General features: G+C 64.7%; 26 protein-coding genes. 14 read left to right on the plus strand and 12 right to left on the minus strand.

All coding sequences use genetic code 11. From position 1 onward, the window contains the following. Positions 1-55: 55 nt before the first annotated feature. The 3 genes from ACH0BU_RS02750 to ACH0BU_RS02760 form a co-directional block, all read right to left on the minus strand. Complete coding sequence (locus ACH0BU_RS02750) at positions 56-1,876, minus strand: flavin-containing monooxygenase (RefSeq protein WP_500263706.1); 1,821 nt, start codon at positions 1,874-1,876, stop codon at positions 56-58. Between the two features lie 97 nt (positions 1,877-1,973). After that, positions 1,974-2,768: a polyphosphate kinase 2 family protein gene (locus tag ACH0BU_RS02755; RefSeq protein ID WP_500263707.1), complete on the minus strand. Its 795-nt coding sequence runs from the start codon at positions 2,766-2,768 to the stop codon at positions 1,974-1,976. Further along, positions 2,734-3,918 carry a thiolase family protein gene (locus tag ACH0BU_RS02760; RefSeq protein ID WP_500263708.1) on the minus strand — a complete coding sequence of 395 codons (1,185 nt, stop codon included), beginning with the start codon at positions 3,916-3,918 and terminating at the stop codon, positions 2,734-2,736. The genes ACH0BU_RS02755 and ACH0BU_RS02760 overlap by 35 nt, the downstream gene beginning before the upstream one ends. Before the next feature lie 154 nt (positions 3,919-4,072). Between ACH0BU_RS02760 and ACH0BU_RS02765 the strand changes: the two genes are divergently transcribed. Genes ACH0BU_RS02765 through ACH0BU_RS02780 form a run of 4 tightly spaced genes read left to right on the plus strand, consistent with a single transcriptional unit; the run spans position 4,073 to position 6,880 of the window. Continuing rightward, the gene (locus tag ACH0BU_RS02765) at positions 4,073-4,261 is read left to right on the plus strand and encodes a hypothetical protein (RefSeq protein WP_241212500.1); all 189 of its coding nucleotides are present in this window, start codon (positions 4,073-4,075) and stop codon (positions 4,259-4,261) included. Next, the gene (locus tag ACH0BU_RS02770; protein ID WP_500263709.1) at positions 4,254-5,003 is read left to right on the plus strand and encodes a prepilin peptidase; all 750 of its coding nucleotides are present in this window, start codon (positions 4,254-4,256) and stop codon (positions 5,001-5,003) included. The genes ACH0BU_RS02765 and ACH0BU_RS02770 overlap by 8 nt, the downstream gene beginning before the upstream one ends. Beyond that, positions 5,000-5,437 (plus strand): hypothetical protein, encoded by a 438-nt coding sequence (locus tag ACH0BU_RS02775; protein ID WP_046410277.1) that lies wholly within the window; start codon positions 5,000-5,002, stop codon positions 5,435-5,437. The genes ACH0BU_RS02770 and ACH0BU_RS02775 overlap by 4 nt, the downstream gene beginning before the upstream one ends. 33 nt (positions 5,438-5,470) lie before the next feature. Continuing rightward, positions 5,471-6,880, plus strand: coding sequence for a coniferyl aldehyde dehydrogenase (locus ACH0BU_RS02780; RefSeq protein WP_136451665.1), 1,410 nt, complete (start codon positions 5,471-5,473; stop codon positions 6,878-6,880). Positions 6,881-6,928: 48 nt separating this feature from the next. Here the strand turns inward: ACH0BU_RS02780 and ACH0BU_RS02785 are convergent, their stop codons facing one another. Then, entirely contained in the window at positions 6,929-7,087 is a 159-nt protein-coding gene (locus ACH0BU_RS02785; RefSeq protein WP_082103074.1) for a DUF465 domain-containing protein, read from the minus strand. Positions 7,088-7,274: 187 nt separating this feature from the next. Between ACH0BU_RS02785 and ACH0BU_RS02790 the strand changes: the two genes are divergently transcribed. After that, positions 7,275-7,475: a YdcH family protein gene (locus tag ACH0BU_RS02790; RefSeq protein WP_046410281.1), complete on the plus strand. Its 201-nt coding sequence runs from the start codon at positions 7,275-7,277 to the stop codon at positions 7,473-7,475. Positions 7,476-7,557: 82 nt separating this feature from the next. Then, complete coding sequence (locus ACH0BU_RS02795; protein ID WP_125944600.1) at positions 7,558-8,019, plus strand: DUF1465 family protein; 462 nt, start codon at positions 7,558-7,560, stop codon at positions 8,017-8,019. A gap of 35 nt (positions 8,020-8,054) precedes the next feature. On the opposite strand, the gene ACH0BU_RS02800 is transcribed toward ACH0BU_RS02795, so the two are convergent. Both ACH0BU_RS02800 and purF read right to left on the minus strand, forming a co-directional pair. Then, complete coding sequence (locus ACH0BU_RS02800) at positions 8,055-8,765, minus strand: SDR family NAD(P)-dependent oxidoreductase (RefSeq protein ID WP_125944530.1); 711 nt, start codon at positions 8,763-8,765, stop codon at positions 8,055-8,057. Positions 8,766-8,862: 97 nt separating this feature from the next. Next, positions 8,863-10,260 carry an amidophosphoribosyltransferase gene (gene purF, locus ACH0BU_RS02805; RefSeq protein ID WP_500263710.1) on the minus strand — a complete coding sequence of 466 codons (1,398 nt, stop codon included), beginning with the start codon at positions 10,258-10,260 and terminating at the stop codon, positions 8,863-8,865. On the opposite strand from purF, the gene ACH0BU_RS02810 reads away from it, so the two are divergent. From ACH0BU_RS02810 to ACH0BU_RS02830, 5 genes are all read left to right on the plus strand, one after another. Beyond that, on the plus strand, positions 10,156-10,692 hold the full coding sequence (locus ACH0BU_RS02810) for a Rho termination factor N-terminal domain-containing protein (protein ID WP_500263711.1): 537 nt from the start codon (positions 10,156-10,158) through the stop codon (positions 10,690-10,692). The genes purF and ACH0BU_RS02810 overlap by 105 nt on opposite strands. A 64-nt stretch (positions 10,693-10,756) precedes the next feature. Then, a complete protein-coding gene (hisI, locus tag ACH0BU_RS02815; RefSeq protein WP_046410289.1) occupies positions 10,757-11,119 on the plus strand; it encodes a phosphoribosyl-AMP cyclohydrolase in 363 nt (120 codons plus the stop codon). Then, positions 11,116-11,616 carry a hypothetical protein gene (locus tag ACH0BU_RS02820; protein ID WP_052742577.1) on the plus strand — a complete coding sequence of 167 codons (501 nt, stop codon included), beginning with the start codon at positions 11,116-11,118 and terminating at the stop codon, positions 11,614-11,616. Before hisI ends, ACH0BU_RS02820 begins: the two co-directional genes overlap by 4 nt. Before the next feature lie 31 nt (positions 11,617-11,647). After that, complete coding sequence (locus tag ACH0BU_RS02825; RefSeq protein WP_046410291.1) at positions 11,648-12,064, plus strand: MerR family transcriptional regulator; 417 nt, start codon at positions 11,648-11,650, stop codon at positions 12,062-12,064. A gap of 5 nt (positions 12,065-12,069) precedes the next feature. Next, positions 12,070-13,866 (plus strand): acyl-CoA dehydrogenase C-terminal domain-containing protein, encoded by a 1,797-nt coding sequence (locus ACH0BU_RS02830; protein ID WP_046410292.1) that lies wholly within the window; start codon positions 12,070-12,072, stop codon positions 13,864-13,866. A 43-nt stretch (positions 13,867-13,909) separates the two neighbouring features. Here the strand turns inward: ACH0BU_RS02830 and ACH0BU_RS02835 are convergent, their stop codons facing one another. The 3 genes from ACH0BU_RS02835 to ACH0BU_RS02845 form a co-directional block, all read right to left on the minus strand. After that, positions 13,910-15,160, minus strand: a complete 1,251-nt coding sequence (locus ACH0BU_RS02835; RefSeq protein WP_500263712.1) for a cell wall hydrolase — start codon at positions 15,158-15,160, stop codon at positions 13,910-13,912. A 102-nt stretch (positions 15,161-15,262) separates the two neighbouring features. After that, complete coding sequence (gene cysK, locus ACH0BU_RS02840) at positions 15,263-16,183, minus strand: cysteine synthase A (protein ID WP_046410294.1); 921 nt, start codon at positions 16,181-16,183, stop codon at positions 15,263-15,265. Then, positions 16,180-17,472, minus strand: a complete 1,293-nt coding sequence (locus ACH0BU_RS02845) for an MFS transporter (protein ID WP_145118871.1) — start codon at positions 17,470-17,472, stop codon at positions 16,180-16,182. Before ACH0BU_RS02845 ends, cysK begins: the two co-directional genes overlap by 4 nt. A gap of 125 nt (positions 17,473-17,597) precedes the next feature. On the opposite strand from ACH0BU_RS02845, the gene pdhA reads away from it, so the two are divergent. After that, entirely contained in the window at positions 17,598-18,641 is a 1,044-nt protein-coding gene (gene pdhA, locus ACH0BU_RS02850; RefSeq protein ID WP_046410299.1) for a pyruvate dehydrogenase (acetyl-transferring) E1 component subunit alpha, read from the plus strand. A gap of 1 nt (position 18,642) precedes the next feature. Beyond that, positions 18,643-20,082, plus strand: a complete 1,440-nt coding sequence (locus tag ACH0BU_RS02855; protein ID WP_046410300.1) for a pyruvate dehydrogenase complex E1 component subunit beta — start codon at positions 18,643-18,645, stop codon at positions 20,080-20,082. Between the two features lie 40 nt (positions 20,083-20,122). Here the strand turns inward: ACH0BU_RS02855 and ACH0BU_RS02860 are convergent, their stop codons facing one another. The 3 genes from ACH0BU_RS02860 to ACH0BU_RS02870 are packed head-to-tail and all read right to left on the minus strand — an operon-like array spanning position 20,123 to position 23,246. Then, complete coding sequence (locus ACH0BU_RS02860; protein WP_241212501.1) at positions 20,123-20,728, minus strand: TadE/TadG family type IV pilus assembly protein; 606 nt, start codon at positions 20,726-20,728, stop codon at positions 20,123-20,125. Between the two features lie 41 nt (positions 20,729-20,769). Beyond that, complete coding sequence (locus ACH0BU_RS02865; protein WP_500263713.1) at positions 20,770-21,351, minus strand: TadE/TadG family type IV pilus assembly protein; 582 nt, start codon at positions 21,349-21,351, stop codon at positions 20,770-20,772. After that, positions 21,348-23,246: a TadE/TadG family type IV pilus assembly protein gene (locus ACH0BU_RS02870; protein WP_500263714.1), complete on the minus strand. Its 1,899-nt coding sequence runs from the start codon at positions 23,244-23,246 to the stop codon at positions 21,348-21,350. Before ACH0BU_RS02870 ends, ACH0BU_RS02865 begins: the two co-directional genes overlap by 4 nt. A 78-nt stretch (positions 23,247-23,324) precedes the next feature. On the opposite strand from ACH0BU_RS02870, the gene ACH0BU_RS02875 reads away from it, so the two are divergent. Continuing rightward, positions 23,325-23,987, plus strand: a complete 663-nt coding sequence (locus tag ACH0BU_RS02875; RefSeq protein ID WP_500263715.1) for a squalene/phytoene synthase family protein — start codon at positions 23,325-23,327, stop codon at positions 23,985-23,987. Positions 23,988-23,997 lie beyond the last annotated feature (10 nt).

A 23,997-nucleotide genomic window follows, 5' to 3' on the forward strand; every position in this document is an offset into this window, starting at 1 on the left:
CGCGGCGGCGCTCCCCGGCAAGTTGTTAGGTAGTGCCGTGCGGCTGGGTTGCCCGTCAGGCCAGCGTCAGACCTTTCATGTTACCCGCGTCCCGCCACGCCTTAATAGTGTTGAAGAAGGCGACCGGCCCCTTGCCATAGCTGGAGAAGCTGGCGGCCTTGGGGCTGAGCTGACCCTCGCCGTTGTAATAGCCTGGCGTGCATTCCTCGAGGAACTTGCGCCGGTCGAGCACGGAGGCGAGGATTTCATTAGTCCACGCCTCCTCTGCCTCCGCGGTCGCCTCGACCCGCGACGTCTGCGCGCGCATCGCCTCGCCGATGATGTGCGCTGCGTGGCCCGCCTGTTCCAGCAGGGCGTGCGGGTAATTGGCGGTGAAGCCCGACTGGATCACCGAGAAGATGAACATGTTCGGGAAGCCGTTGACGGTCATGCCGTGCAGCGTGCGGCCGCCGTCGGCCCATTTCTGGTCGAGCGACTGCCCGCCGGTGCCATGCACGTCATAGCCGGCGCGTCGCGCATAGCTGGTGCCGACTTCAAAGCCGGTGCCGAAGATCAGGCAGTCGAGCTTATATTCCGTCCCGGCAACGACGACGCCGTTCTTCGTAATCCGCTCCACCCCCTTGCCCTGGGTGTCGATCAACGAGACGTTGGGCCGGTTGAAGGTCGCCAGATAATCGTCGTGGAAGCAAGGGCGCTTGCAGAACTGATTGTACCAGGGCTTCAGCGCCTCGGCCGTCGCCTCGTCCTGAACGACCTCGTCCACGCGCGCGCGGATGGATTCCATCTTCTGGAAATCGGCAAGCTGCACCAGCTCATCCGGGTTTTGCGCGCCCGACCTGACCGCCTTCATCCGCGCGATGACGCCTAGATTGCGGATGATGTCGGTCCAGCCGTCGTTGACCAGATCCTCCTCCGCCCAGCCGCCCGAGACGAGCGTGTTGAAATTCTCCATCCGCTGCTGGTGCCAGCCGGGCGTCAGTGACTGCGCCCATTGCGGATCGGTCGGCCGGTCGCCGCGCACGTCGATCGAGGAGGGCGTTCGCTGGAACACGAACAATTGCTTGGCGGTCGCGCCGAGATGCGGGACGCATTGCACCGCGGTGGCGCCAGTGCCGATGATCCCGACGACCTTGTCGCCCAGCTTGTCGAGCCCGCCATTCTGGTCGCCGCCGGTATAATCATAATCCCAACGGCTGGTGTGGAAGGTGTGCCCTTCAAATTCCTCGATGCCCGGGATGCCGGGCAGCTTGGGGCGGTGCAGCGGGCCGTTCGCCATGATGACGAAGCGGGCGCGGATCGCGTCGCCGCGATTGGTGGAAATGATCCAGCGGCGGGCTTCCTCATTCCAACTGAGGTCGGTTACCTCGGTCTGGAACAGGACGTCGCGATACAGGTCGAACCGCTCTGCGATGCGACGCGAATACGCGCGGATTTCCGGTCCCTGGCTGTATTTGCGCTCAGGGATGAAGCCGGTTTCCTCGAGCAGCGGAAGGTAGACATAGCTTTCGATGTCGCACGCCGCGCCGGGATAGCGGTTCCAGTACCAAGTGCCGCCGAACTCACCGCCCTTTTCGATGATGCGCACATCTTCGATCCCCGCCTCGCGCAGCTTCGCGCCGGCCAGCAGGCCACCGAAGCCGCCGCCGATCACGACCACGTCCTTCTCGTCCGCAAGCGCCGGGCGCGCGATCGGCTGATCGATATAGGGATCCTCGAGGTAGCGGGCGAAGGCGCCGGTCATCTCGACATATTGTTCGTTCGCGTCGGCGCGCAGGCGCTTGTCGCGCTCGGCCAGATATTTCGCCTTCAGCGCCGCCGGATCGAAATCAAACTCGGCATCGGGCGCGGCGTGGATCGCCTGCGACTCGAGTGTCATCTACCTCTCCTCGTCCCATTTTCTTGGAACGCATTATGACTTAGTGCGAGGCAGAGGTGTAGAGTGCAAGCAAACTAAAGTTGCGACTGTGAGCCGATCAGCGTTCGAGCCGCCCGTCGCCGATCGCGCTGGCTTCAAACGGGAAGAGCGTGTCGGGATCGGGCTTGTTCACATCCTTGGTGATCGAGGGCGGCGCCAGTTCGTGCAGCAGATGCTGGATGATCGCGCGGCGGGCGGGCTTCTTGTGATCGGCGCGCACGCACACCCAGGGGGCGAGCGGGGTGCTGGTACGCGTCAGCATCGTATCGCGGGCGGTGGTGTAGCCTTCCCATTCCTTGACCGCGATTTTGTCGAGATCGGAGATCTTGAGCGCCTTCAGCGGATCGCTGCGGCGTGAATTCAGGCGCTTGGCCTGCTCATCACGCGAGATGTCGAGCCAGAGCTTCACCATCCGGATGCCCGACCCGATCAGCATGGCCTCAAAGGCGGGGACATCCTCCAAGAAGCGCGCCTGCTCCTCCGGCGTGGAGAAATGGTTGACCACCTCGACGCCCGCGCGATTGTACCAGCTGCGATTGAAGATCACGAGCTCGCCGGCGGCGGGCAGATGTTCGACATAGCGCTGGAAATACCATTGCGAGCGTTCCTGCCCCGTCGGCTTTGGCAAGGCGACGACGCGGGTGTGGCGCACCGCCAGATGGCGGGTGATGCGGCGGATCGCCCCGTCCTTTCCGGCGGTGTCGCGCCCCTCCAGGATGACGAGCGCGCGCTCGCCGGACTGTGCCGTCCATTGCTGGTAGCGGACCAGCGCCACCTGGAGGTCGTGATCCTCCTGATCGTGGTCCGCCCCCATCGCCTCAGACCAGCTCGACGGCGAGGGCGGTGGCTTCACCCCCGCCGATGCACAGGCTGGCCACGCCGCGCTTCTTGCCCTGGTTCTTCAGCGCCGCGACCAAGGTGGTGATGATCCGCGCGCCGGACGCGCCGATCGGGTGGCCGAGCGCGGTGGCGCCGCCGTTCACGTTGATCTTGTTATGCGGGATGCCGAGGTCCTTCATCGCGAACATCGCGACGCAGGCGAATGCCTCGTTGATTTCGAACAGATCGACCTCATCGATCGTCCAGCCGGCCTTCTTCAGCAGCTTCTCGATGGCGCCCACGGGGGCGGTAGTGAAGGCTGCAGGCTCCTGCGCGTGGGCGGCATGGGCGACGATGCGCGCGATGGGCGTCTGGCCATTGGCCTTGGCGACGCTTTCGCGAGTGAGGACCAGAGCGGCGGCACCATCGGAGATCGAGGAGCTGGTGGCTGCCGTGATCGTCCCGTCCTTGGCAAAGGCGGGGCGCAGCGTCGGGATCTTGTCGGGCATGCCGCGGCCGGGCTGCTCGTCGGTGTCCACCACGACGTCGCCCTTGCGGGTAGAGACCGTCACCGGCACGATTTCGTCAGCAAGCGCCCCCGACTGGATGGCGGCCTGTGCGCGGCGCAGCGATTCGATCGAATAATCGTCCTGTGCCTGACGGGTGAGCTGATATTCGTTGGCGGTATCCTGCGCGAAGGTGCCCATCGCGCGGCCGACCTCATAGGCGTCCTCCAGACCATCCAGGAACATATGGTCGTAGGCCGTGTCGTGACCGATCCGGGAGCCCGAGCGGTGCTTCTGAAGGATGTAGGGGGCGTTGGTCATGCTCTCCATGCCGCCGGCGACGATCACGTCCGCCGATCCGGCTGCGATCGCCTCCGCGCCCATGATCACCGTCTGCATGCCCGAACCGCACACCTTGTTGACGGTGGTCGCCTGCACCGATTTGGGCAGGCCCGCCTTGATCGCCGCCTGACGCGCCGGTGCCTGACCGAGACCGGCCGGGAGGACGCAGCCCATGTAGATGCGGTCCACCGCCGCGCCATCGACACCGGCACGTTCCACCGCCGCCTTCACGGCCGTCGCGCCCAGATCGGTGGCGGAGACGTCGGCCAATGCCCCCTGCATGCCGCCCATCGGCGTGCGGGCGTAGGAGAGGATGACGACGGGATCGGTGGTCATGGAAATGAAGCTCCGGGACAAAATCGTATTGGGTTCGATCTAGTGTCAGTTGCAGGCGAATACAAAGGGCAAGCCAGCGCGTTGGGCGGCGATGGAGAGCTGGATCGACGTATTGAAATGGGCCGCCGCAATCAGCGGAATGATTGCCGCCTTCATGGTTTCGCTGGATCTGGGGCGCCGCGTGACTGGCTGGGGCTTTGTCCTGTTCGTCGGATCGTCGGTCTGCTGGGTCACTGGCGCGCTGCTGACCGAGGATTGGGCGCTGGGAACGCAGAACATCGTGCTGTTCGGCATCAATCTGTTCGGGGTCTATCGATATCTGATACGCAAGAAGGGTGTCTGATCTTCTCTGGCCGGTAGCGCTCGCCACCCTTGGCGCGATCCTCGGCAGCTTTCTGGCGACCGTCGCCCTGCGCTGGCCCGCGGGGCAATCCGCCTTGTCCGGACGATCGATGTGCGATGGGTGCGGCCGGTCGCTCTCCGCCGTGGATCTGGTGCCGCTCCTCAGCTTCGTCGGCTTGCGAGGGCGGGCGCGTTGCTGTGGCGCGATGATCCCGGCGCTGCATTGGCAGGTGGAGGCGGGATGCGCCGTGGCAGGCTTCCTCGCCGGACTGGTCGCAAGCGGTGCGCCGGCGCTGCTGATCGCGGGGTTCGGGTGGCTGCTGGTGCTCGTCGTCGCGCTGGATGCGACCGAATTCTGGATTCCCGATCCGCTGCCGATCGTCATCGCCGCTTCGGGGCTGATCGCGTCGTTTTTCCTGCCGCCGCCGCTGGTGGAGCGGATCATCGGCGGGGTCGCCGGCTTCACGTCGCTGTGGCTGACCGGGTTCCTGTATCATCGCGTTCGCCGGGTGGAGGGGCTGGGCGGCGCTGACCCCAAATTGTTCGGCGCGATCGGGCTGTCGCTCGGCTGGCGGATGCTTCCGCCCGTGCTGCTGCTCGCCGCACTGATCGGGCTTGGAGTCGTCGCCTGGCGGATGACGACGGGGCGGGCGGTGGCGCGCGACGACGCGCTGCCGTTCGGCGCGTATCTTGCGCTCGCGGCTTACCCGGCGCTGTTGCTCATGGTACACCTCGGGCCATGATCGCGTTGCTTCTCGCCCTCGCCGCGGCCGATCCGCCCAGGACGCCGGTGCCGATCGCCGGGCTGCCGCTGGCGGCGCTGCCGCCCCAGTCGCTGCCGACGCAGGGGTGTGCTGCCTATCTCTTCACGGCCGGGCAGGGCCGTGCGTTGGTCGGCATGGCCAGTGCGGCGCCTGGCACCTTGCGGCTGGCGCTGGACGGCCGCGTTGCCGATTATGCGCGGCAGAACCAGACCGGGAGCGCCGGCTTCGGTTTTGCGACGACGACGACGTATCAGAGCGCGGACGTGACCGCGACGCTCGACCTTGCCGTGCAGACACGCCGCGACCTGTCACAAGGAGCAGTGGTGGACGGCGGTACCTTGCGTATCGACCGGACCGGTCACGATACCGTGATCCTTCCGGTGGCGGGCCTGATAGGATGCGCCGCCACCTGACCGACCATGACAAAAGAAACGGGGAGAGGATAGATGAAGGACATACTCTGCGCACAGCGCGACAGCTTCATGGCCGCGCTGCCGGAGCCGATCTCCGTCCGGAAGGACCGGTTGAAGCGCGCCGCAGCGATGATCCGCGACCATGCGGACCGCTTCTGCGACGCGCTGAGCGAGGATTTCGGCCACCGCAGCCGCGAACAATCGATGATCACCGACATCGGCGGATCGATCAGCCCGATCAATCACGCGCTGAAGAACCTCGAGAAATGGGCCCGACCCGAGAAGCGGCCGGTTCAGTTCCCGCTCGGCCTGCTGGGGGCGAAGGCCTGGGTGGAATATCAGCCAAAGGGCGTGGTCGGCGTGATCGCGCCGTGGAATTTCCCGGTGAACCTGGTGATGTCGCCGCTGGCCGGGGTGTTCGCCGCGGGCAATCGTGCGATGGTCAAGACGAGCGAATATACGCCCGTCACCGCCGCCCTGTTCGAGGAGATCGTCGGCCGGTATTTCGACCCGACCGAACTGGCCTTCGTTTCCGGCGGGCCGGACGTGGGCCAGGCCTTTGCCGAGCTTCCGTTCGATCACCTGATCTTCACCGGCGCGACCGGCATCGGGCGGCACATCCTGCACGCGGCCGCGGACAATCTGACGCCGGTCACGCTGGAGCTTGGCGGCAAGTCCCCGGTGATCGTCGGCAAGGGCGCCGATCTGAAGCAGGTCAGCGAGCGTGTCGCCGTGGGCAAGATGCTGAACGCCGGGCAGATCTGCCTCGCGCCGGATTATCTGCTGGTGCCGTCGGCGCAGGAAAGCGCGGTGGTCGACGGGATCCGCACCGCGGCCAGCGCCATGTACCCGACGCTCCTGTCCAATCCGGATTACACCAGCGTGGTGAACGATCGCCATTACGAGCGGCTCAACCAATGGGTTGAGGACGCACGGGCGAAGGGCGCGACGGTCGACGTGGTGAATCCCGCCGGCGAGGATTTCGGCAGCACTAACAGCCGCAAGATGCCGCTCCATATCGTGCGCGACGTGACCGACGACATGACGTTGATGCAGGAGGAGATCTTCGGCCCGATCCTGCCCGTGCGCCGCTATGACGGGATTGACGCGGCGATTGGGGAGGTGAACCGGCGCGACCGACCACTGGGCCTCTATTATTTCGGCAAAGACGAGGCGGAGCGCCGCCGCGTGCTGGATCGCACCATCTCCGGCGGGGTGACGATCGACGATGTCATCTTCCATGTGTCGATGGAGGACCTGCCGTTCGGCGGGGTCGGTCCGTCAGGGATGGGGTCGTATCACGGCCTGGATGGGTTCCGCACCTTCAGCCATGCGAAGGCGGTGTATCAGCAGTCCAAGCTGGATGTGGCGAAGATTGCCGGTCTGAAGCCGCCTTATGGTGATGCCACGCGCAAGGCGGTGGCGCGGCAGATGGGCGGGTGAGGGCGCGGCGTGCGGGGCCATCCCCGCGCGCCACACCATGGATTTGCGTCAATGCGCCTGCACGATTTCCTCCTTCAGGCGCAGCTTCTTTTTCTTCAAATCCGCGATGAGCATTGCATCGGGCATGGGCCGATGGGTTTCTTCACTGATGCGCTGATCCAGCGTGGCATGCTTGGCCTCAAGAGCCGAACGATGCGCGGTCTGCATACAGGAATCTCCTTGCTTTGGTTGCGGGGACAGAAAGTAAAACACGCGAACGGGCGATTGTCTCATCGGAAATTGCCGGATCTGCGGTCGATCGAACCGCCTGTGCGATGTCACGCTTTTGCAACGAGTTTTCCCACCAACCCCCGCACGGGCTCTGCTACAGCGGCATCGCCGGAGGGAGGGCGACGTGACGGATGATGGCCAGCTGATTGCGCGACTCGGCGCGCTGCGCACCGAACATCGCGATCTGGACGCGGCGATTGGCGCCCTGGGCAGGGACGGTGCGGCCGACCAGTTGCAGCTTGCGCGGCTGAAGAAGCGGAAGCTGCGACTGCGCGACGAGATCGCGTTGATCGAGGACCAGCTGATCCCGGACATCATCGCCTGAGTGTCGCAATGGGACGCTGGTCGCAGCGCCGCGTATGATCACGCTGTCGCGCGGTTCCCGTCTCCGATGTAACGTTTCGGCCATGCACGCAGCCCACCATGATTCCGCGGTTTACCGACGCCTGATCGACGCCTTGTATGTAGAAGCCATGGTGCTGGCCGACGATGCACGCAGCTATTTCGATGATGGCGGGCGCGGCGATCGAGAGGCGCTGGACCCGATCACGCGCGTGACCTTCAGCTGTGAATCGCTGAAGGTCACGACGCGGCTGATGCATGTCATCGCCTGGCTGTTGACGCAGCGTGCGGTGCTATCGGGCGAGCTGAGCCCCAGCGCGGCGCTCGATCCGGCACGCCGCTTGATCGGACCGGCAGAGGAATCCGCCATGGTGGCCACGTCGCTGCCTGAGAAGGCGCAGCGGTTGGTCGACACCAGCATCGATCTTTATCGACGGGTGGCGCGGCTGGATGCGGCGCAGGGGATGACGGTGCCGGAGGAAAGCCCCGCGCGGCAGATGTTCCAACGGCTGGCGATGGCGTTCTGAGGCGAGGGGATCTGCGGGGCCGGAACGGGTCGGGATCAGCCTTCGACGCGTTCCCAGTGGCCGGTCTCAAAGCCATCCACGGCCAATTCGGCGATACGCGCGGCCACCACTTCGGGCGGCTTCACCGATGCGGGATCCTCACCGGGATACGCGCGGGCGCGCATCTTCGTGCGGGTGGCGCCGGGATCGATGATGGCGGTGCGCACGCGGCTGATCTCGGCCAGTTCGTCGCCATAAGCGGCCAACAGTGTCTCGAACGCAGCCTTGGACGCACCATAAGCGCCCCAATAAGCGCGCGGCTTGCGACCCACTGAGGAGGTGATGCCGATCACGCGTGCGCCCGACGAGCGGCGCAGCATCGGATCGAACGCCTGGATCAGTGCGACCTGCGCCGAGACGTTGAGCGTCAGGACGTTGGCGAATTCCTTGGGATCGATCGACGGCACGGCCGCCAGCGTTCCCAGCGTGCCAGCGTTCAGCACCATGATATCGAGCGCCGACCAGCGTTCGCCGATCGCGACCGCCAGCCGCGCAATGGCGTCGTTCGCCGCCAGATCGAGCGGCGCGATCGTTGCCGAGCCGCCAGCGTCGAAGATCTTCTGCTCGACCTCTTCCAGCGCCGGGGCGGACCGTGCGGTCAGGATGACATGCGCGCCCTTTTCGGCAAGCGCGATGGCAGTGGCGGCTCCGATACCCCGGCTGGCGCCGGTGACGAGGGCGAGCTTGTTCTCGAGAGGCTTGGTCACGTTCATCATCCCGGATTAGTCCCGGGATTAGCGCTCCCGCAACTCCATAGGTGCCGTGTTGACGGCAGGTGAAGCCGAAGGTCGGCGGGGTGGCGCCTTACGCCACCCGCTCTTCCAGCATGGCGAACTGATCCACCGCGCCCGTATCGTCGTGATCGGTCAGCGTGGTGGGATAGTCGCCCGTGAAGCACGCGTCGCAATAGCCCGGCCGGAATTGCGCGCGCTCGCTGCGACCGAGTGCCTTGTACAGGCCATCGATCGACACGAACGCCAGACTGTCGGCGTGGATGAAGTCGGTCATCGCCTTCAGGTCATGCGTCGCGGCGAGCAGCTTGGCGCGCTCGGGGGTGTCGACGCCGTAGAAGCAGCTGTGCTTGGTCGGCGGGCTGGCGATGCGCATATGCACCTCCGCCGCGCCAGCCTCGCGCATCATCTGCACGATCTTCAGGCTGGTCGTGCCGCGCACGATCGAATCGTCGATCAGGACGACCCGCTTGCCCTGGATCAGCGCGCGGTTGGCATTGTGCTTCAGCTTCACGCCAAGATGGCGGACCTTGTCACCCGGCTGGATGAAGGTGCGGCCGACATAGTGCGAACGGATGATCCCGAGTTCGAACGGGATGCCGCTTTCCTGCGCATAGCCGATCGCCGCGGGCACGCCCGAATCAGGCACTGGGATCACCAGATCAGCCTCGACCGGTGCTTCGAGCGCGAGCTGCTGGCCGATGCCCTTGCGCACCGAATAGACCGAGTGATCGTCGACGATCGAATCCGGTCGCGAGAAATAGACCCATTCGAAAATGCAGGGGCGGGGCGCGACGGGGCCGAACGGCCGGATGGACCGCATTTCCGAACCCTGCACGATCACCAGCTCGCCCGGCTCGACCGAGCGGACGAATTCGGCGCCGACCACGTCGAGCGCGACAGTTTCGCTGGCGAAGATGATCGAATCGTTGAGCTTGCCCATCACCAGCGGGCGGATGCCCAGCGGATCGCGGCAGGCGATCATGCCCTCCGGCGTCATCACGATCAGGGCATAGGCACCCTCGACCTGCTTCAGCGCGTCGATGAAGCGATCCATCAGCGTCCGGTAGTTGGACGTCGCGACGAGGTGGATGATCGTTTCGGTATCACTGGTCGACTGGAAGATCGAGCCGCGGCGAATCAGCTCGCGGCGCAGCTTCATCGCGTTGGAAATGTTGCCGTTGTGCGCGACGGCGAAGCCACCGCTCGCCAGCTCGGCATACAGGGGCTGAACGTTGCGCAGTGCGGTTTCGCCCGTGGTAGAGTAGCGCACGTGGCCGCACGCAACGCTGCCGGGCAGCGAGCCGATCACGGCCTCGCTGTCGAAATTGCCGGCGACGTGACCCATCGCCTTCTTGGTGTGGAAATGCGCGCCATCGAAGGACGTGATGCCGGCGGCCTCCTGTCCACGGTGCTGGAGCGCATGAAGGCCGAGGGCGACAAGCGCCGCGGCGCCATCGGAGCCGGACACTCCAAAGATGCCGCACTCCTCGTGCAGATGGTCGTCGTCGAAAGGATTAGTCGTCAGCATGGCGTGGGGGCTCGCGTCGTGCGCCGCTCATATAGCGAGTGTCTCGGATTTGTCATGGGGGTGGAGCGATCATTGCGTCCGCCGGTTTCTGCCGGTGAGCGGACGCAAGGAGAAATCACCATGGCCAAGAACCACGGATCGCAGATCAAGGACGACAAATTGTACGAGGATCTGCGTCGGCAAGGCGAATCGAAGGAGAAGGCGGCGCGGATCGCCAATGCGCGCGCCAACGGCTCGCTCGATCATCGCAGCGACCGGCTGGAGGATCGTTCCAAGGAGGATTTGTACGCCGAAGCGCAGAAGATCGGGATCGAGGGGCGATCCAAGATGAACAAGAGCGAGCTGGTCAACGCGGTGCGGAACCACAAATAGCCCGGATCGCGGCGAATAAGGGCGGGCTGGAAGAAGGCGGCCGGGCTGCGCTACAGCCGCGGTCATGACTGATCCGCGCGAAAATGGCCTGACGCTTGATCCCCGATATGACGCCGCCGGGCTGGTGACGGCAGTGGTGACTGCCGCGGGCAGGGGAGAGGTGTTGATGGTCGCGCACATGAACGCCGATGCGCTCGCCGCCACGCGCGCGACCGGCAGGGCCACCTTCTGGTCGCGCAGCCGCCAGGCCTTGTGGGTGAAGGGCGAGACGTCGGGGAATTTCCTCAACGTTCGCGAGATGCGCATCGACTGCGACCAGGATGCGATCTGGATAATCGCCGAGCCGGTTGGCCCGGCGTGCCACACCGGCGCGCGGTCGTGCTTCTATCGCCGGATCGGGCCGGACGGGCTGGAACGGGTCGAGTGATCCGACGCGCGGCGGCGGCACTGGCAGGCGCGGCGCTGGTCGCCGGCTGCGGGCAGCAAGCGGGAACGCGCGAACGGTCTGACGACGCCGGAACCGCGCTGGAGGCGACGGCGATCGCACGCGGGATCGTGTCCGATCCTGCCGCGCTCAACCCCGTCGGGGCATTCGCCTCGGCCACGGATCGCGTCTGCGTCGTGCCCAGGGACGGTGAATATAGCATTGGCGTCAGCGTCGATTATGGCGATCGGCAGCATTGCGTCGCACGCGGCGTGGCCCGCGAGAACGGGGTGCTGCGGGTCGACTTCGGGGGCGGCTGCCGCCTCGATGCGCGGTTCGACGGGGAGCGGATCGTCTTTCCAGCAGAGGCGCCGGCGGCCTGCAATCAATCATGTACCGGGCGGGCGAGCCTGTCAGCGGTCAACACTGCGCGGCTGAGCGTTGCAGAGGCAGAAGCGCGCGCGATGCGTGGCGCGGACGGAAACCCTCTATGCGATTGACGTTCACGTAAGCGGAAGATAGATCGGCGGCATGTCGGTCGCTGGCCTTTTCGGTTCGCTCCCGCCCCGCGGGGATCGGACGCATTTCAGCATCACGGACCTCGCCTCCGAGTTCGGCGTGACGCCGCGTGCGTTGCGCTTCTACGAGGATGAGGGGCTGATCGCGCCCGAACGCCGGGGCACGGCGCGGATCTATTCGCATCGCGACCGGGCGCGGCTCGCCTGGATCCTGCGCGGCAAGCGGGTGGGATTCAGCCTGGCCGAGATCCGCGAGATGATCGACCTTTACGACATCGGCGACGGCCGCAACACGCAGCGCAACGTCACCATCGAGCGTTGTCGTGCCCGGATCGAGGCGCTGACGGCGCAGAAGCGCGACATCGACGATGCCATTGCCGAGCTCGACGAGTTCGTCTCCCTCCTTGAAACACCCGATCAGAAGGACTGATCCTCATGCCGCAATATACTCCGCCGGTGCGCGACACCCGCTTCGTTCTCGAACATGTCGTTGGTCTGTCGCGCCACGCCAATGTGCCGGGCTTTGCCAATGCCACGCCCGACACGGTGGATGCCGTGCTGGAGGAGGGCGGCCGCTTCGTCGCGGAAGTGCTGTTCCCCCTGAACCAGTCGGGCGATCAGGAAGGCTGCACCCGGCATGAGGACGGTTCGGTCACGACGCCGGCTGGCTTCAAGGAAGCGTACAAGCAGTTCGTCGAATCCGGCTGGGGCACGCTGTCCGCGCCAGAGGCGTTCGGCGGACAGGGGATGCCGCACGTCATCTCGACCGCGTTTCAGGAATATATGATCTCCTCCAACATGGCGTTCGCCATGTACCCGGGCCTGGCGCATGGCGCGATTGCGGCGCTGGTGGCAAAGGGCTCGCCCGAGCAGCAGGAGAAGTACCTGCCCAAGATGGTGTCCGGCGAATGGGGAGGCACCATGAACCTGACGGAGCCGCAGTGCGGCACTGATCTCGGCCTCATCCGCACCCGCGCCGAGCCGCAGGCTGACGGTTCGTACAAGATCACCGGCACCAAGATCTTCATCTCGGCCGGCGAGCATGACCTGACCGAGAACATCATCCACCTCGTTCTCGCCAAGACGCCGGGTGCGCCGGACAGCTCGAAGGGCATCAGCCTGTTCGTGGTGCCCAAGGTGCTGGTGAACGACGACGGCTCGCTGGGTGAGCGCAATGCGGTCTCCTGCGGCTCGATCGAGCACAAGATGGGCATCCACGGCAACGCGACCTGCGTGCTGAACTATGACGGTGCGACCGGCTGGCTGGTCGGCGAGGAGATGAAGGGCCTTGCCGCGATGTTCATCATGATGAACGCAGCGCGGCTGGGCGTTGGCCTTCAGGGCCTGGCGGTCGGCGAGACGGCCTACCAGAATGCGGTGCAATATGCCGAGGATCGTCGCCAGGGTCGCGCGCTGACCGGCGCGGCCGAGCCTGATGAGAAGGCGGACACGTTGTTCGTCCACCCGGACGTTCGCCGGATGCTGATGAACGGCAAGGCGTGGCTCGAAGGCCTGCGGGCATTGTGCCTGTGGGGCGCGCTTCAGGTCGATCTGGAGCACAGCGCCGAGGATGAGGCCGCGCGGCAGGAGGCGGCCGACCTCATCGGGCTGCTGACCCCGGTGATCAAGGGCGTCGGCACCGACAAGGGCTATGCCATCGCGACTGACGCGCAGCAAGTCTATGGCGGCCACGGCTACATCCAGGAATGGGGGATGGAGCAGTACGTCCGTGATGCGCGGATCGCGATGATCTACGAAGGCACCAACGGCGTTCAGGCGATGGACCTCGTCGGTCGCAAGCTGGCGATGAACGGTGGCCGTGCGATCCAGTTGTTCTTCAAGATCGTGGCCGAGGAATGTGCCGCGGCGAAGGGTGGGCCGGCGGCCGATTTCGCCACCCGGCTCGAAAAGGCGCTTGGTGAGCTTCAGGCCGCGACCATGTGGTTCATGGGGAACATCTCCAACCCGAACAACATCGGCGCGGGCGCGGTGCCCTACATGCACCTGCTGGGTGTCGTGTCGGTCGGCCTGATGTGGCTGCGCATGGCGGTGGCTGCTGCGGCGCTGAAGGAAGCCGGCCAGGGCGACGCCGCCTTCCTCGACGCAAAGCTGGTGACGGCACGCTTCTTCGCCGAGCGCGTGCTGCCGGAGGCGGGCTCCTACCGTCGCCAGATCGAGGGCGGCGCCGAGGCGCTGATGGCGCTGCCGCCCGAGATGTTCCGCGCGGCGTAAGTGACGATCGGCCCCGTCGCGCAGGTCGCGGCGGGGCCGTTTCTTATTCCACGCCGGCCGCGTTGCCGAGCGTCGGCGCTGCCGGCTCCGCGCTTGATTTCCGCCGAACGCCCTCGAGCGGCTCCGGCCCCTTTGCGGGGACATTGACTTTCGGAACCGGCACGGCGCGGAGCATCATGCGCTTCATGCAGGATCCGCGGTTCCTGAATTCGTCGCAATTCCACAGAAAGCGTTCGAGATTGCTGTCGCGATCGCGGATGTAGCTGAACGACATGGCATGCATCTGATCGTTGGTCAGCGGCAGGCTCGTCGCGGCGGCAGCGGCGGTGGTCCAGCCCATGAAGCGGCACCGCACGCGCGCGCCGCACGCCGCCATCGCCATCGCGGGATAGCTGGCTGCCTGCGCGGGATTGAGCCGTGTCAGGAACACCTCGTTATCGCTGCCGAGCGGCGCGGGTGTCGTGCCCTTGTAGGGAGCCGCGGCGAGCGCGGCGGCGCTTGCCGGCCCGTCGGCACCGATGCGGTGGATGTCCGATACCGCGGCGAGCTTCGCGATCGGCGCCTCGCCGGGCTGCTGCCCGCGGTTGAAGGCGGGGCCGGTGCCCCACCAGCCCGTCCAGCGGAAGAACAGATGCGTGTGAAGCTCGGCGATCTTGTCCAGGCTGGAGCTCCAATAGGGTACCACCCAGTCGGTATGGTAATGCGTTGCCCAGCCAACCGGCTTGTACACGCTGCCGCGCAGCGCGCGGGTGGCGACGTCGCGCGCGCGCTGCCACGCGGCGGGTGAGGGTGTCCGGCCGAGGGCGCCGTCGCAGGTAAAGGTGAACTGGCAGCCGGTCGCGCGCTCGGCCCCCTGAAAGACTACGCCGCACACCGTCTTGGGGAAAGCCGGGTGGCGCAGCCGGTTGAGCACGACCTGCGCCACCGCCTTCTGCCCGGGCGGGTCATCGCCGGCCTCGTAATAGGCCGCCGCCGCAAGACAGTCGGTCGCGCGCGCGAAATCCTCCGTGCCGCCGACGAAGCGGAACGGGCGGGCGGCCGGGACCGGGCTCTTCACAAAGGGGATGGCGGCATTCACCGCGCGCGCGTCATCGGGATCGATCGAGGCATATTCGACCGGCTCGACCGGCGGTGGCGGCACCTTGGGCGTGGTCACGATCCGTCGCGCCGTCGGCGGAGCCTCGAACGCTCGTTCGGGTATCGGGGGCGCCAGGCGCACGACGATGATCGGCAAAGCGATTGCGGCGATCGCGATGACCGCGAGAATGAGGTGCAGGGGGCGTAATGCTGACACAGGTCGATCGCTAGCCGTCACGACGGATTGGGGCGAGGACAGTCGCGCGATCAGGACGATGGTGGCCGTGCCAAGACGAAACGCCCGGCACGGCCCCCCTCATCAGGCTTCCGGCAGGAAGTCGGGCACGGAGAGATAGCGCTCACCCGTGTCATAGTTAAAGCCTAAAACCCGCGCATTGTCGGGCAGGTCGGGCAGCTTCTGCAGGATCGCGGCCAGCGTCGCGCCGGACGAGATACCGACCAGCATCCCTTCTTCGCGGGCCGCGCGGCGGGCCATGTCCTTGGCGACATTGGCGTCCACCTCGATCACGCCGTCGAGGGCCTGGGTATGCAGGTTCGCCGGGATGAAGCCGGCGCCGATACCCTGGATCGGGTGCGGGCCGGGCTGGCCGCCGCCGATGACCGGGGAGGCGGCCGGCTCGACCGCGAACACCTTCAGGTTGGGCCATTCCTTCTTCAGCGTTTCGGCGACGCCGGTGATATGGCCACCGGTGCCGACACCGGTGATGACCGCATCGAGCGGCGTGTCACGAAAATCGTTGATGATCTCCTGCGCCGTGGTGCGAACGTGGATGTCGATATTGGCCGGGTTTTCGAACTGCTGCGGCATCCAGGCGCCGGGCGTCGTTTCCACCAGTTCCAGTGCGCGCTCGATGGCGCCCTTCATGCCCTTTTCACGTGGGGTCAGGTCAAAGGTCGCGCCATAGGCAAGCATCAGGCGGCGGCGTTCGAGCGACATGCTCTCCGGCATGACCAGCACCAGCTTGTAGCCCTTCACCGCGGCCACCATTGCAAGGCCAATGCCGGTGTTGCCGCTGGTCGGCTCGATGATCGTGCCGCCGGGCTGCAGATCGCCGCTGGCCTCCGCCGCTTCGATCATGGCCAGCGCGATGCGGTCCTTGATCGAGCCGCCCGGGTTTGACCGTTCCGACTTGATCCAGACTTCTGATCCGGGGAACAGGCGCTGCACGCGGATGTGCGGCGTGTTGCCGATCGTCTCGAGGATCGTGTTCGCCTTCATGGCTGAGCTACTCCGTGCTGTGTTTCGGGCGGTATTACCGAAAGTGGTGTCTCGGGCGGATCAAAGGTCTTGGCCTGCTTCAGTTCCGGAAACAATCGCGACCACAGCAGCGTGACGGCCATCGCGCCAACCCCGCCAACGACCACTGCCCCAACGGGGCCGAGCAGCGCCGCCATGAGGCCGCTTTCCGCCTCTCCCAGTTCATTGGAGGCCGAAATGGTCAGCTGGCTGACCGCGCTGACCCGGCCGCGCATCTCGTCGGGGGTGTGCAACTGGATCAGCGATCCGCGCACGTACATCGACACCATGTCCGCGCTGCCGGCGACGATCAGGGCGATGAGGCTGAGCAGGAAGTTGGTCGAGATGCCGAAGGTGACGATCGCGACACCGAATATCATGACCGCGATCAGCATCTTGCGTCCGACATCGTTCTTCATCGGTCGGAACGACAGGAAGATGCCGGTCGCCGACGCGCCGATCCCCATGCCAGCCGCGAGCAGCCCAAGGCCGGTCGGCCCGACATGAAGGATATCGTGGGCATAGATGGGCAGCAGCGCAGTTGCGCCGGCGAGCAGCACGGCGAACAGATCAAGCGTGATCGCCGCCTGCACCAGCCGGTTGCGCTTCACATAGGCGAAGCCGTCGACGATCCTAGCGAACGGCCGGCGATCCTTCTGCGCCGGCGGCTGCGGCACGGGGCGGATCGTCAGCAGCATGACGAGCGCCAGGAGGAACATCGCCGCCATGCCGGCATAAGCGGTCAACGGCCCGATCGCGAACAGGAAGCCGCCGACGCTGGGCCCGGCGATGAAGCCGACCTGCATCGCGATCGATCCCAGCGCGATCGCGCTCGGCAGGGATTCGCGCGGAACGAGGTTGGGCGCCAGCGCGCCATAGGCGGGGCCGGCAAAGGCACGCGCAACCCCGACCAACACGGCGGCGCCGAAGAGAACGGGGAGGCTGATCCAGCCTTCCCATGTGGCAAAACCAAGAAGCAGAACGTTGCCCGCCAGCAACGTTGTCGTCCCGCGCACGATCCAGCGCCGATCGATGCTGTCCGCGATCAGCCCCACCACAGGGGTCAGCAGGAACAGGGGAACAAACTGCGCTAGGCCGATCATCCCGAGAAGAAATGCGGCCTCCCGGATATCCATCGTTTCGCGGGCAATACTGTATACCTGCCAGCCGAGAACGATCGCGAGCGCCGATTGTGCGATGGTACTGGCCAAACGAGCCAGCCAGTAGCTGCGATAGTTCGGAATGCGGAGCGGGTGAGCGGCAGCTGACATGTGGCGATGGACTTAAGTCGGCCCTCCGATCGGCACAACGGGATTTCACGACGTTGCGCCTGCGCCCCGTTGAGGCTTATAGGCCCCGTTCTCCCTTTCCCCTAGGAACCTCGAGGTCCAGCCCCGTGGCAAAAACAGCCCGCGCGAAGAGCGCCGAACCCCCCGTATCCAACCGCGAGCGTCCCGACGAGCCGCAGCCCTATGAGGCGTCCAAGGACGAGCTGCTGCAATTCTACAAGGACATGCTGCTCATCCGCCGCTTCGAAGAAAAGGCCGGCCAGCTCTATGGCCTGGGCCTGATCGGCGGTTTCTGCCACCTGTACATCGGCCAGGAAGCCGTTGCGGTCGGCCTGCAATCCGCGCTGTCGGAGAAAGACAGCGTCATCACTGGCTACCGCGACCACGGTCACATGCTGCTGTGCGGTATCCCCCCCAAGGACGTGATGGCGGAGCTGACCGGGCGTCATGCCGGCATCTCCAAGGGGAAGGGCGGGTCGATGCACATGTTCAGCGTCGACCATAAGTTCTACGGCGGGCACGGCATCGTGGGCGCGCAGGTGTCGCTGGGCACCGGCCTCGGCTTTGCGCACAAGTACAACAATGACGGGGGCGTGTGCCTCGCCTATTTCGGCGACGGCGCGGCGAACCAGGGGCAGGTGTACGAAAGCTTCAACATGGCGGAGCTGTGGAAGCTGCCCGTCATCTTCGTCATCGAGAACAATCAATACGCCATGGGCACGAGCGTCAACCGCGCGTCGGCCGAGGACCAGCTGTATCGCCGCGGCGAGAGCTTCCGCATCCCGGGCATCCAGGTCGACGGCATGGACGTGCTGGCGGCGCGCGGCGCAGCCGAGGAGGCGCTGGCCTGGGTGCGCGCCGGCAAGGGGCCGATCATCCTCGAGATGAAGACCTATCGCTATCGCGGCCACTCGATGTCGGACCCGGCCAAGTATCGCAGCCGCGAGGAAGTGCAGGCGGTGCGCGACAAGTCCGATCCGATCGAGCATGTGAAGAAGCTGCTCGAGGCGCAGGGCGTCAAGGAAGACGAGCTGAAGGCGATCGAGAGCGAAATCCGCAAGACGGTGAACGAATCCGCCGATTTTGCCGAGAGCACCCCCGAACCCGATCCCAAGGAATTGTATACCGACGTGCTGGTGGAGAAGTATTGAGATGGCGATCGACATCAAGATGCCGGCACTCTCCCCCACCATGGAGGAGGGCACGCTCGCCAGGTGGCTCGTCAAGGAAGGCGACACGGTGAAATCCGGCGACATCATGGCCGAGATCGAGACCGACAAGGCGACGATGGAGTTCGAGGCGGTCGATGAAGGCGTCGTGGCCAAGATCCTGGTCGCCGAGGGCACCGACAATGTGAAGGTCGGCACGGTGATCATGCAGCTGGAAGGCGAGGGCGCCGAGGCAGCCCCCGCGGGCACCAGCGACCCCGCTGCGACCAAGGAAGACACGGCCGCGCCCGAAGCGAAGGCGGACGAGACGAAGGCCGACAAGGTCGAGGATTCGGCGCATCCGGCACAGGAGAAGGTCGACACCGGCACGCGCCAGATGTTCGAGGCGGCGAAGCACAAGGCCGACGTTATCGATCCGGCGATCCCCGAAGGCACCGAAATGGTGAAGGTGACCGTTCGCGAGGCGCTGCGCGATGCGATGGCCGAGGAAATGCGCGCCGACGAGCGTGTGTTCGTGATGGGCGAGGAAGTCGCGCAATATCAGGGCGCCTACAAGGTGACGCAGGGGCTGCTCGACGAGTTCGGCGACCGCCGGGTGATTGACACGCCGATCACCGAATATGGCTTTGCCGGCGTCGGCACGGGCGCGGCGATGGGCGGCCTGCGCCCGATCGTCGAGTTTATGACGTTCAACTTCGCGATGCAGGCAATCGACCATATTGTGAACTCTGCCGCGAAGACGAACTACATGTCCGGCGGCCAGATGCGCTGCCCGATCGTGTTCCGCGGGCCAAACGGCGCGGCGAGCCGTGTGGGCGCCCAGCACTCGCAGAACTATGGGCCATGGTATGCCAGCGTGCCGGGCCTGATCGTGATTGCGCCATACGATGCGGCGGATGCGAAGGGCCTGCTGAAGGCGGCGATCCGTAGCCAGGATCCGGTCGTGTTCCTCGAGAACGAGCTGCTTTATGGCCGCACGTTCGAGGTGCCGAAGCTCGACGATTGGGTGCTGCCGATCGGCAAGGCCCGCGTGATGCGCGAGGGCAAGGACGTGACGATCGTCAGCTATTCGATCGGCGTCGGCCTCGCGCTCGAAGCGGCGGAGAAGCTGGCCGGTGAGGGGATCGATGCGGAAGTGATCGATCTTCGTACGCTGCGCCCGCTCGACAAGGAAACGGTGCTCAAGAGCCTCGCCAAGACCAACCGCATGGTCGTGGCCGAGGAGGGCTGGCCGACGTGCTCGATCGCCAGCGAGATCATCGCGATCTGCATGGAGGAAGGCTTCGACGACCTCGACGCCCCCATCGTCCGCGTCTGCGACGAGGACGTGCCGCTGCCTTATGCGGCGAACCTCGAGAAGCTGGCGCTGATCTCGTCCGACAAGATCGTCGAGGGCGTGAAGAAGGTCACGTATCGCAAGTAACGGCTAAGCTCCCGTCTCGCGTTGATCGAGACGGGAGCTGCTACAACCCTGTGGGGGTGTTGCAGTTTTTCTTTGCGGGAAAGCGCTGATCAGGGGTCGGCGTCTGGAAGTCCTTGTTTCGGGCGCGGAACATGGCCATGCGCGTGAAGCTTGGTTCGAGCTTCATGAGGTTCATCGGGTAAATGCTGAAAATCGGCTGATACTCGTACGTAACTTGAACATGGAACAGGATCTCGTCGAGCGGAAGCATGCGGCTGTTTGGCAAGGTTGCGAGGCTGCTGACCAAGTTGCAGCCGAGAACCGGTGACGCGCTGGTGAAATCTCCATCAAATCGTTGCCACAGGATCCGATTTTCGATGATGCCATTGTTGTCGTAGTCTGTGCCTTTTACGGCGGTGATGACGACCCGGCCGTGGCGACGAAGGTTGAATGGCTGCGCGGTCAGATCAATCGCGCTGAAGAGGTCGTAGATCTGCGCTTCGGTCGCGCCAACCACGCCCGTTCCGCTCTGGGCCACCAGGTCCGCCGTCATCGATGCGAGACGTTGCACACGATTATTGGCGAGGGCGTAATTGCCAAGCTCGAAGCCGCTGAGGATCATGGCAAGGAGCAATGGGGCGAAAAGCGCAAACTCGAGCAGCGCCACACCGCGAACATCCTGGGGCAGCGATGCACGGGATCGGCGTTTCACAGCGTTTTCCTTACAACAGCCTCGTTGCGCACAATGGTGGTGGCGACGAGCGTGGCTTCGGGTGAGACGCCGAACCAAGAGGTCATCGTTCCGAACAGCCGCAATTTCGGAAATGCGGCCGTATAGGAAACAACGTCGCCGGGACCGCCGAGCTTACCCGGGATCGGGATTGCCGGGTCCCATTTACCGTTGCCGTTCCGGTCAATGAAGTCTTCGCCCTTGTCGTAGACCCCGTTTCCATTTTGATCGGTGAAGTTTTCCGGTGTAGATGTGGAAAAGTCCTTGTACACCGTCGTCACGATCGTGATGTTCTTGCCAGGAGCCGTCGGGAAGTCGCTCATCGCATTGGAGATGCTCGCCCGAATGGCGGCTTCTCTCAGTTCCTGGCTACTTTCCATCGACGCGGTCGCCGCTCGCGCCGCTTCGACGACGGCTCCCTCCAGGGCGGCGCGAGCGAACATCGTATGGCCGATTTCAATCGTTCCGCAGATCATCGCCAGCATCACCGGCGATATCAGGGCGAACTCAACCACGGTGACGCCGGTGACGTCTCTGATCAGGTGAGAAAAGGTCTTCATTTCGTAAGATGCAAGTCAACGAGCTCGGTGGCGACGTCGTCGAACGCGGATTTCAGCGATGCGGTGTCAGACGTCCGATAGACCCGGCCCGGCGCGCAGCGTTCGAACATTGCCAAGGTATTGGTGTCCGTGGTCGTCAGTGCGATGATATATACTTTTGGCGGATTCTTTTCCGCCTGTAGCGACGCGCACGTCTTTGCGAAGCGCCGCTCGGACTGGGTTCTGAAAGCGCCACCATTCTGGGTGGTCGTCAGCGGATTGTCGGCGTAATTCCCGTAAAATGTGAAGGTGCGATCAGTGTAGCCGTTCTGGCTCTCGCCGAGCGCAGTTTCGCCGTCGGTCATGAATACCAGGGCGCGCTTCGCTTCTTCCGACGTCGGGTTGCTACGTGGAAACACGTCATCTCTGACAAGCAGTCGGTAGCCCCAGAGAAGTCCGGCATGGTGCAGCGTCCCGTTGGCCGGGTAGATCGCGCCATTCTTCCGCTCAATGACGTTGTCGATCCAATATGACTTTGGCTTGCCGTAGGCGATCGGCTCAGCCTCCTCCGGGCATTGCCAGTTGGGACTGGGCGGGTCGGTCATGTTCTGCGAGCCGCTGCTCGTACTGCCACCCTTCGGGTTTACCGAATATGTGGTCGCAGCCTTCCATGCCGCAAAGTTGGGAATGCGATCATAATTGATCCTGAACGGCGTTCCGCGCGACGTCGCAAAGTTCCAGCTGTCAGTTTGAGGGTTGTAGAAACTTCCATCGACGCGAGTGATGACGTCGTTGAAGACGCTCGATGCGCTGTCGTTCAGCCCGATATAGTAACGGTAAAAGGCTTCGCGGTACGGCGAGCTCGCCATGCTTGCCTGGTTCAGGCCGCCGTTCGCCAAGGTTTGATCCAGCTGGTACAAATTGTAGCCTGGCTCGACGTTCGAGATTTTGTAGAATCCACTATTTGGGTTTGCCATGACAGCGGACGAAGCGGAGTTGCCGGATGTCTGGGGAACCCAGAATGGCGGAATGAAGTAGGGCGTGATTGGTGGGTGCCCCCCTTCACCGGGCAATGACCGCACGACATCCCAAGCTCCGGGCTCGGGCTGTGAATAGGTTGCATTCATGTTGCGCACGGTGTCGTCGGCCAGGACGCAGCCCTTCCACGCAAGCCGATTGCCTGGCCAAGGACCGCGCGCCTGCGTGGCGGAGTCGTTGAACCCAGCCAGCTGCCTGACAGACGAGGAGCGCCACTTGGTGAGCAAATGCCCGACGTTCACGGTGATGTCGTACATGACGAAACCGAGTGCCAGTTCCTGACGGGTGCCAGCGCCTTGGTAGAGAATGTCGACGAAGCTTTTGGCCGCATCCTTTGTTGCTGTCATGCGGGTCTTGACGACGCCATTGGCGTCGCGGGGCAGGTTCGCCTTCATTGAGCCGGTGTTGTCGAGGACAACCATGACCTCCAACGGACGAGGCTGCAGCTCGGCGCGCGCGACCGTTCGTATCCGTTGCTTGTCGAACCCAAGCACCCGCATGAACGTCATTGGCAAGTCGGCTTCGGCCTCTACCGTCGTGACGTGGATGTTGTTCTTCGTCGAGAACGTCGGTGTGAGAACCAGGCTCTGCGAGTGCATATATCCCTGTGGGAAGTTCCCGTAGAAATATGCCTCGACCTGCTTGGTCCGATCCTTTGCGGATTTATCGGTCACCGCAAAGGCGCGCGCGCCGGCCAGCGCGGCAGCGTCGACCCCGGCCTGCATTTGGCTGCGCACCATGTATATACGGGCCGTATCGATGCCCGTGCCGATGGCGCCGATTGCCGGGATCGTGAATGCGGCGAGGATCGGAAGGGCCGCCCCATGCCTGTCGTCGGCCAGTCGTCGCAGGAACGTTCTGAGACCCTTGCTTCTCACTCGATTCTCTTCCCATCAGAGAGTAGTGTCGCGGGAAATCGCCTTGCCCGAGAACCCGCTAAGCCCGGCTCAAACGATATGGTTAACGCCGCAGAATACCTCGGGATTGATCCCACTGGCGGACATCCCGAACGCGCGCTCGCACTTGGCTACGCGCCGGCGGTCACTGCGCCTGGAGTGGCGGCCGTTTTCGCACTGGATCAGACGCTTGCACGGCTGACGCTTGGCACGCGGGACCCGATGGTTGCGCAACTGCGGCTGACATGGTGGCGCGAGGCGCTGTGTGCGTTGGAGAACCCGCCAGTGCCGTCGCAACCGATCCTGCAGACGCTGGCGGCGGCGAGGGCGGACGGTGAGCGCCTGGCCCTCGCGGAAGATGGATGGGAGCGGTTGCTGGGCCCGCTCGACCAGGACGAGCTTATGGCGTTCGCGGCGGAGCGGAGCGTTATCTTCGCCGAGGCGGCGCGGCTGGCCGGTGCGGCCGATGACGTTGAAGCCGCCGGCTCCGGCTGGTCGCTTGCTGACCTGGCGCAGACCACCGCCGACCGCGACCTCGCCGATCGTGCCGCGCTGTTGGCGATGCCGTTGCTGAGGCAGGCTGCGACACAAAGATGGAGCCCGGCGGGCCGCTTCCTGGGCGCGCTGGTGCATGTCGCGGCGGCCGACCTCAATCGGCGACGGGAGCCAGGATCGCCATCGCGCGTGGTACGCCTTGCCTGGCATCGCCTGACCGGACGATAGGCTTGCAGGC

It is taken from the genome of Sphingomonas olei, from assembly GCF_045369765.1.
GTDB classification, from domain to species: Bacteria; Pseudomonadota; Alphaproteobacteria; order Sphingomonadales; family Sphingomonadaceae; genus Sphingomonas; species Sphingomonas panaciterrae.

What these genes read in the sequence shown, in the direction of transcription:
- ACH0BU_RS02750 (WP_500263706.1), bottom strand. Translation starts at nt 1,876, where the DNA reads ATGACACTCGAGTCGCAGGCGATCCACGCCGCGCCCGATGCCGAGTTT.
- ACH0BU_RS02760 (WP_500263708.1), bottom strand. Translation starts at nt 3,918, where the DNA reads ATGACCACCGATCCCGTCGTCATCCTCTCCTACGCCCGCACGCCGATG.
- ACH0BU_RS02765 (WP_241212500.1), top strand. Translation starts at nt 4,073, where the DNA reads ATGGTTTCGCTGGATCTGGGGCGCCGCGTGACTGGCTGGGGCTTTGTC.
- ACH0BU_RS02775 (WP_046410277.1), top strand. Translation starts at nt 5,000, where the DNA reads ATGATCGCGTTGCTTCTCGCCCTCGCCGCGGCCGATCCGCCCAGGACG.
- ACH0BU_RS02780 (WP_136451665.1), top strand. Translation starts at nt 5,471, where the DNA reads ATGAAGGACATACTCTGCGCACAGCGCGACAGCTTCATGGCCGCGCTG.
- ACH0BU_RS02785 (WP_082103074.1), bottom strand. Translation starts at nt 7,087, where the DNA reads ATGCAGACCGCGCATCGTTCGGCTCTTGAGGCCAAGCATGCCACGCTG.
- ACH0BU_RS02795 (WP_125944600.1), top strand. Translation starts at nt 7,558, where the DNA reads ATGCACGCAGCCCACCATGATTCCGCGGTTTACCGACGCCTGATCGAC.
- ACH0BU_RS02810 (WP_500263711.1), top strand. Translation starts at nt 10,156, where the DNA reads ATGCGCGCCATCGAAGGACGTGATGCCGGCGGCCTCCTGTCCACGGTG.
- hisI (WP_046410289.1), top strand. Translation starts at nt 10,757, where the DNA reads ATGACTGATCCGCGCGAAAATGGCCTGACGCTTGATCCCCGATATGAC.
- ACH0BU_RS02825 (WP_046410291.1), top strand. Translation starts at nt 11,648, where the DNA reads ATGTCGGTCGCTGGCCTTTTCGGTTCGCTCCCGCCCCGCGGGGATCGG.
- ACH0BU_RS02830 (WP_046410292.1), top strand. Translation starts at nt 12,070, where the DNA reads ATGCCGCAATATACTCCGCCGGTGCGCGACACCCGCTTCGTTCTCGAA.
- cysK (WP_046410294.1), bottom strand. Translation starts at nt 16,183, where the DNA reads ATGAAGGCGAACACGATCCTCGAGACGATCGGCAACACGCCGCACATC.
- ACH0BU_RS02845 (WP_145118871.1), bottom strand. Translation starts at nt 17,472, where the DNA reads ATGTCAGCTGCCGCTCACCCGCTCCGCATTCCGAACTATCGCAGCTAC.
- ACH0BU_RS02855 (WP_046410300.1), top strand. Translation starts at nt 18,643, where the DNA reads ATGGCGATCGACATCAAGATGCCGGCACTCTCCCCCACCATGGAGGAG.
- ACH0BU_RS02865 (WP_500263713.1), bottom strand. Translation starts at nt 21,351, where the DNA reads ATGAAGACCTTTTCTCACCTGATCAGAGACGTCACCGGCGTCACCGTG.
- ACH0BU_RS02875 (WP_500263715.1), top strand. Translation starts at nt 23,325, where the DNA reads ATGGTTAACGCCGCAGAATACCTCGGGATTGATCCCACTGGCGGACAT.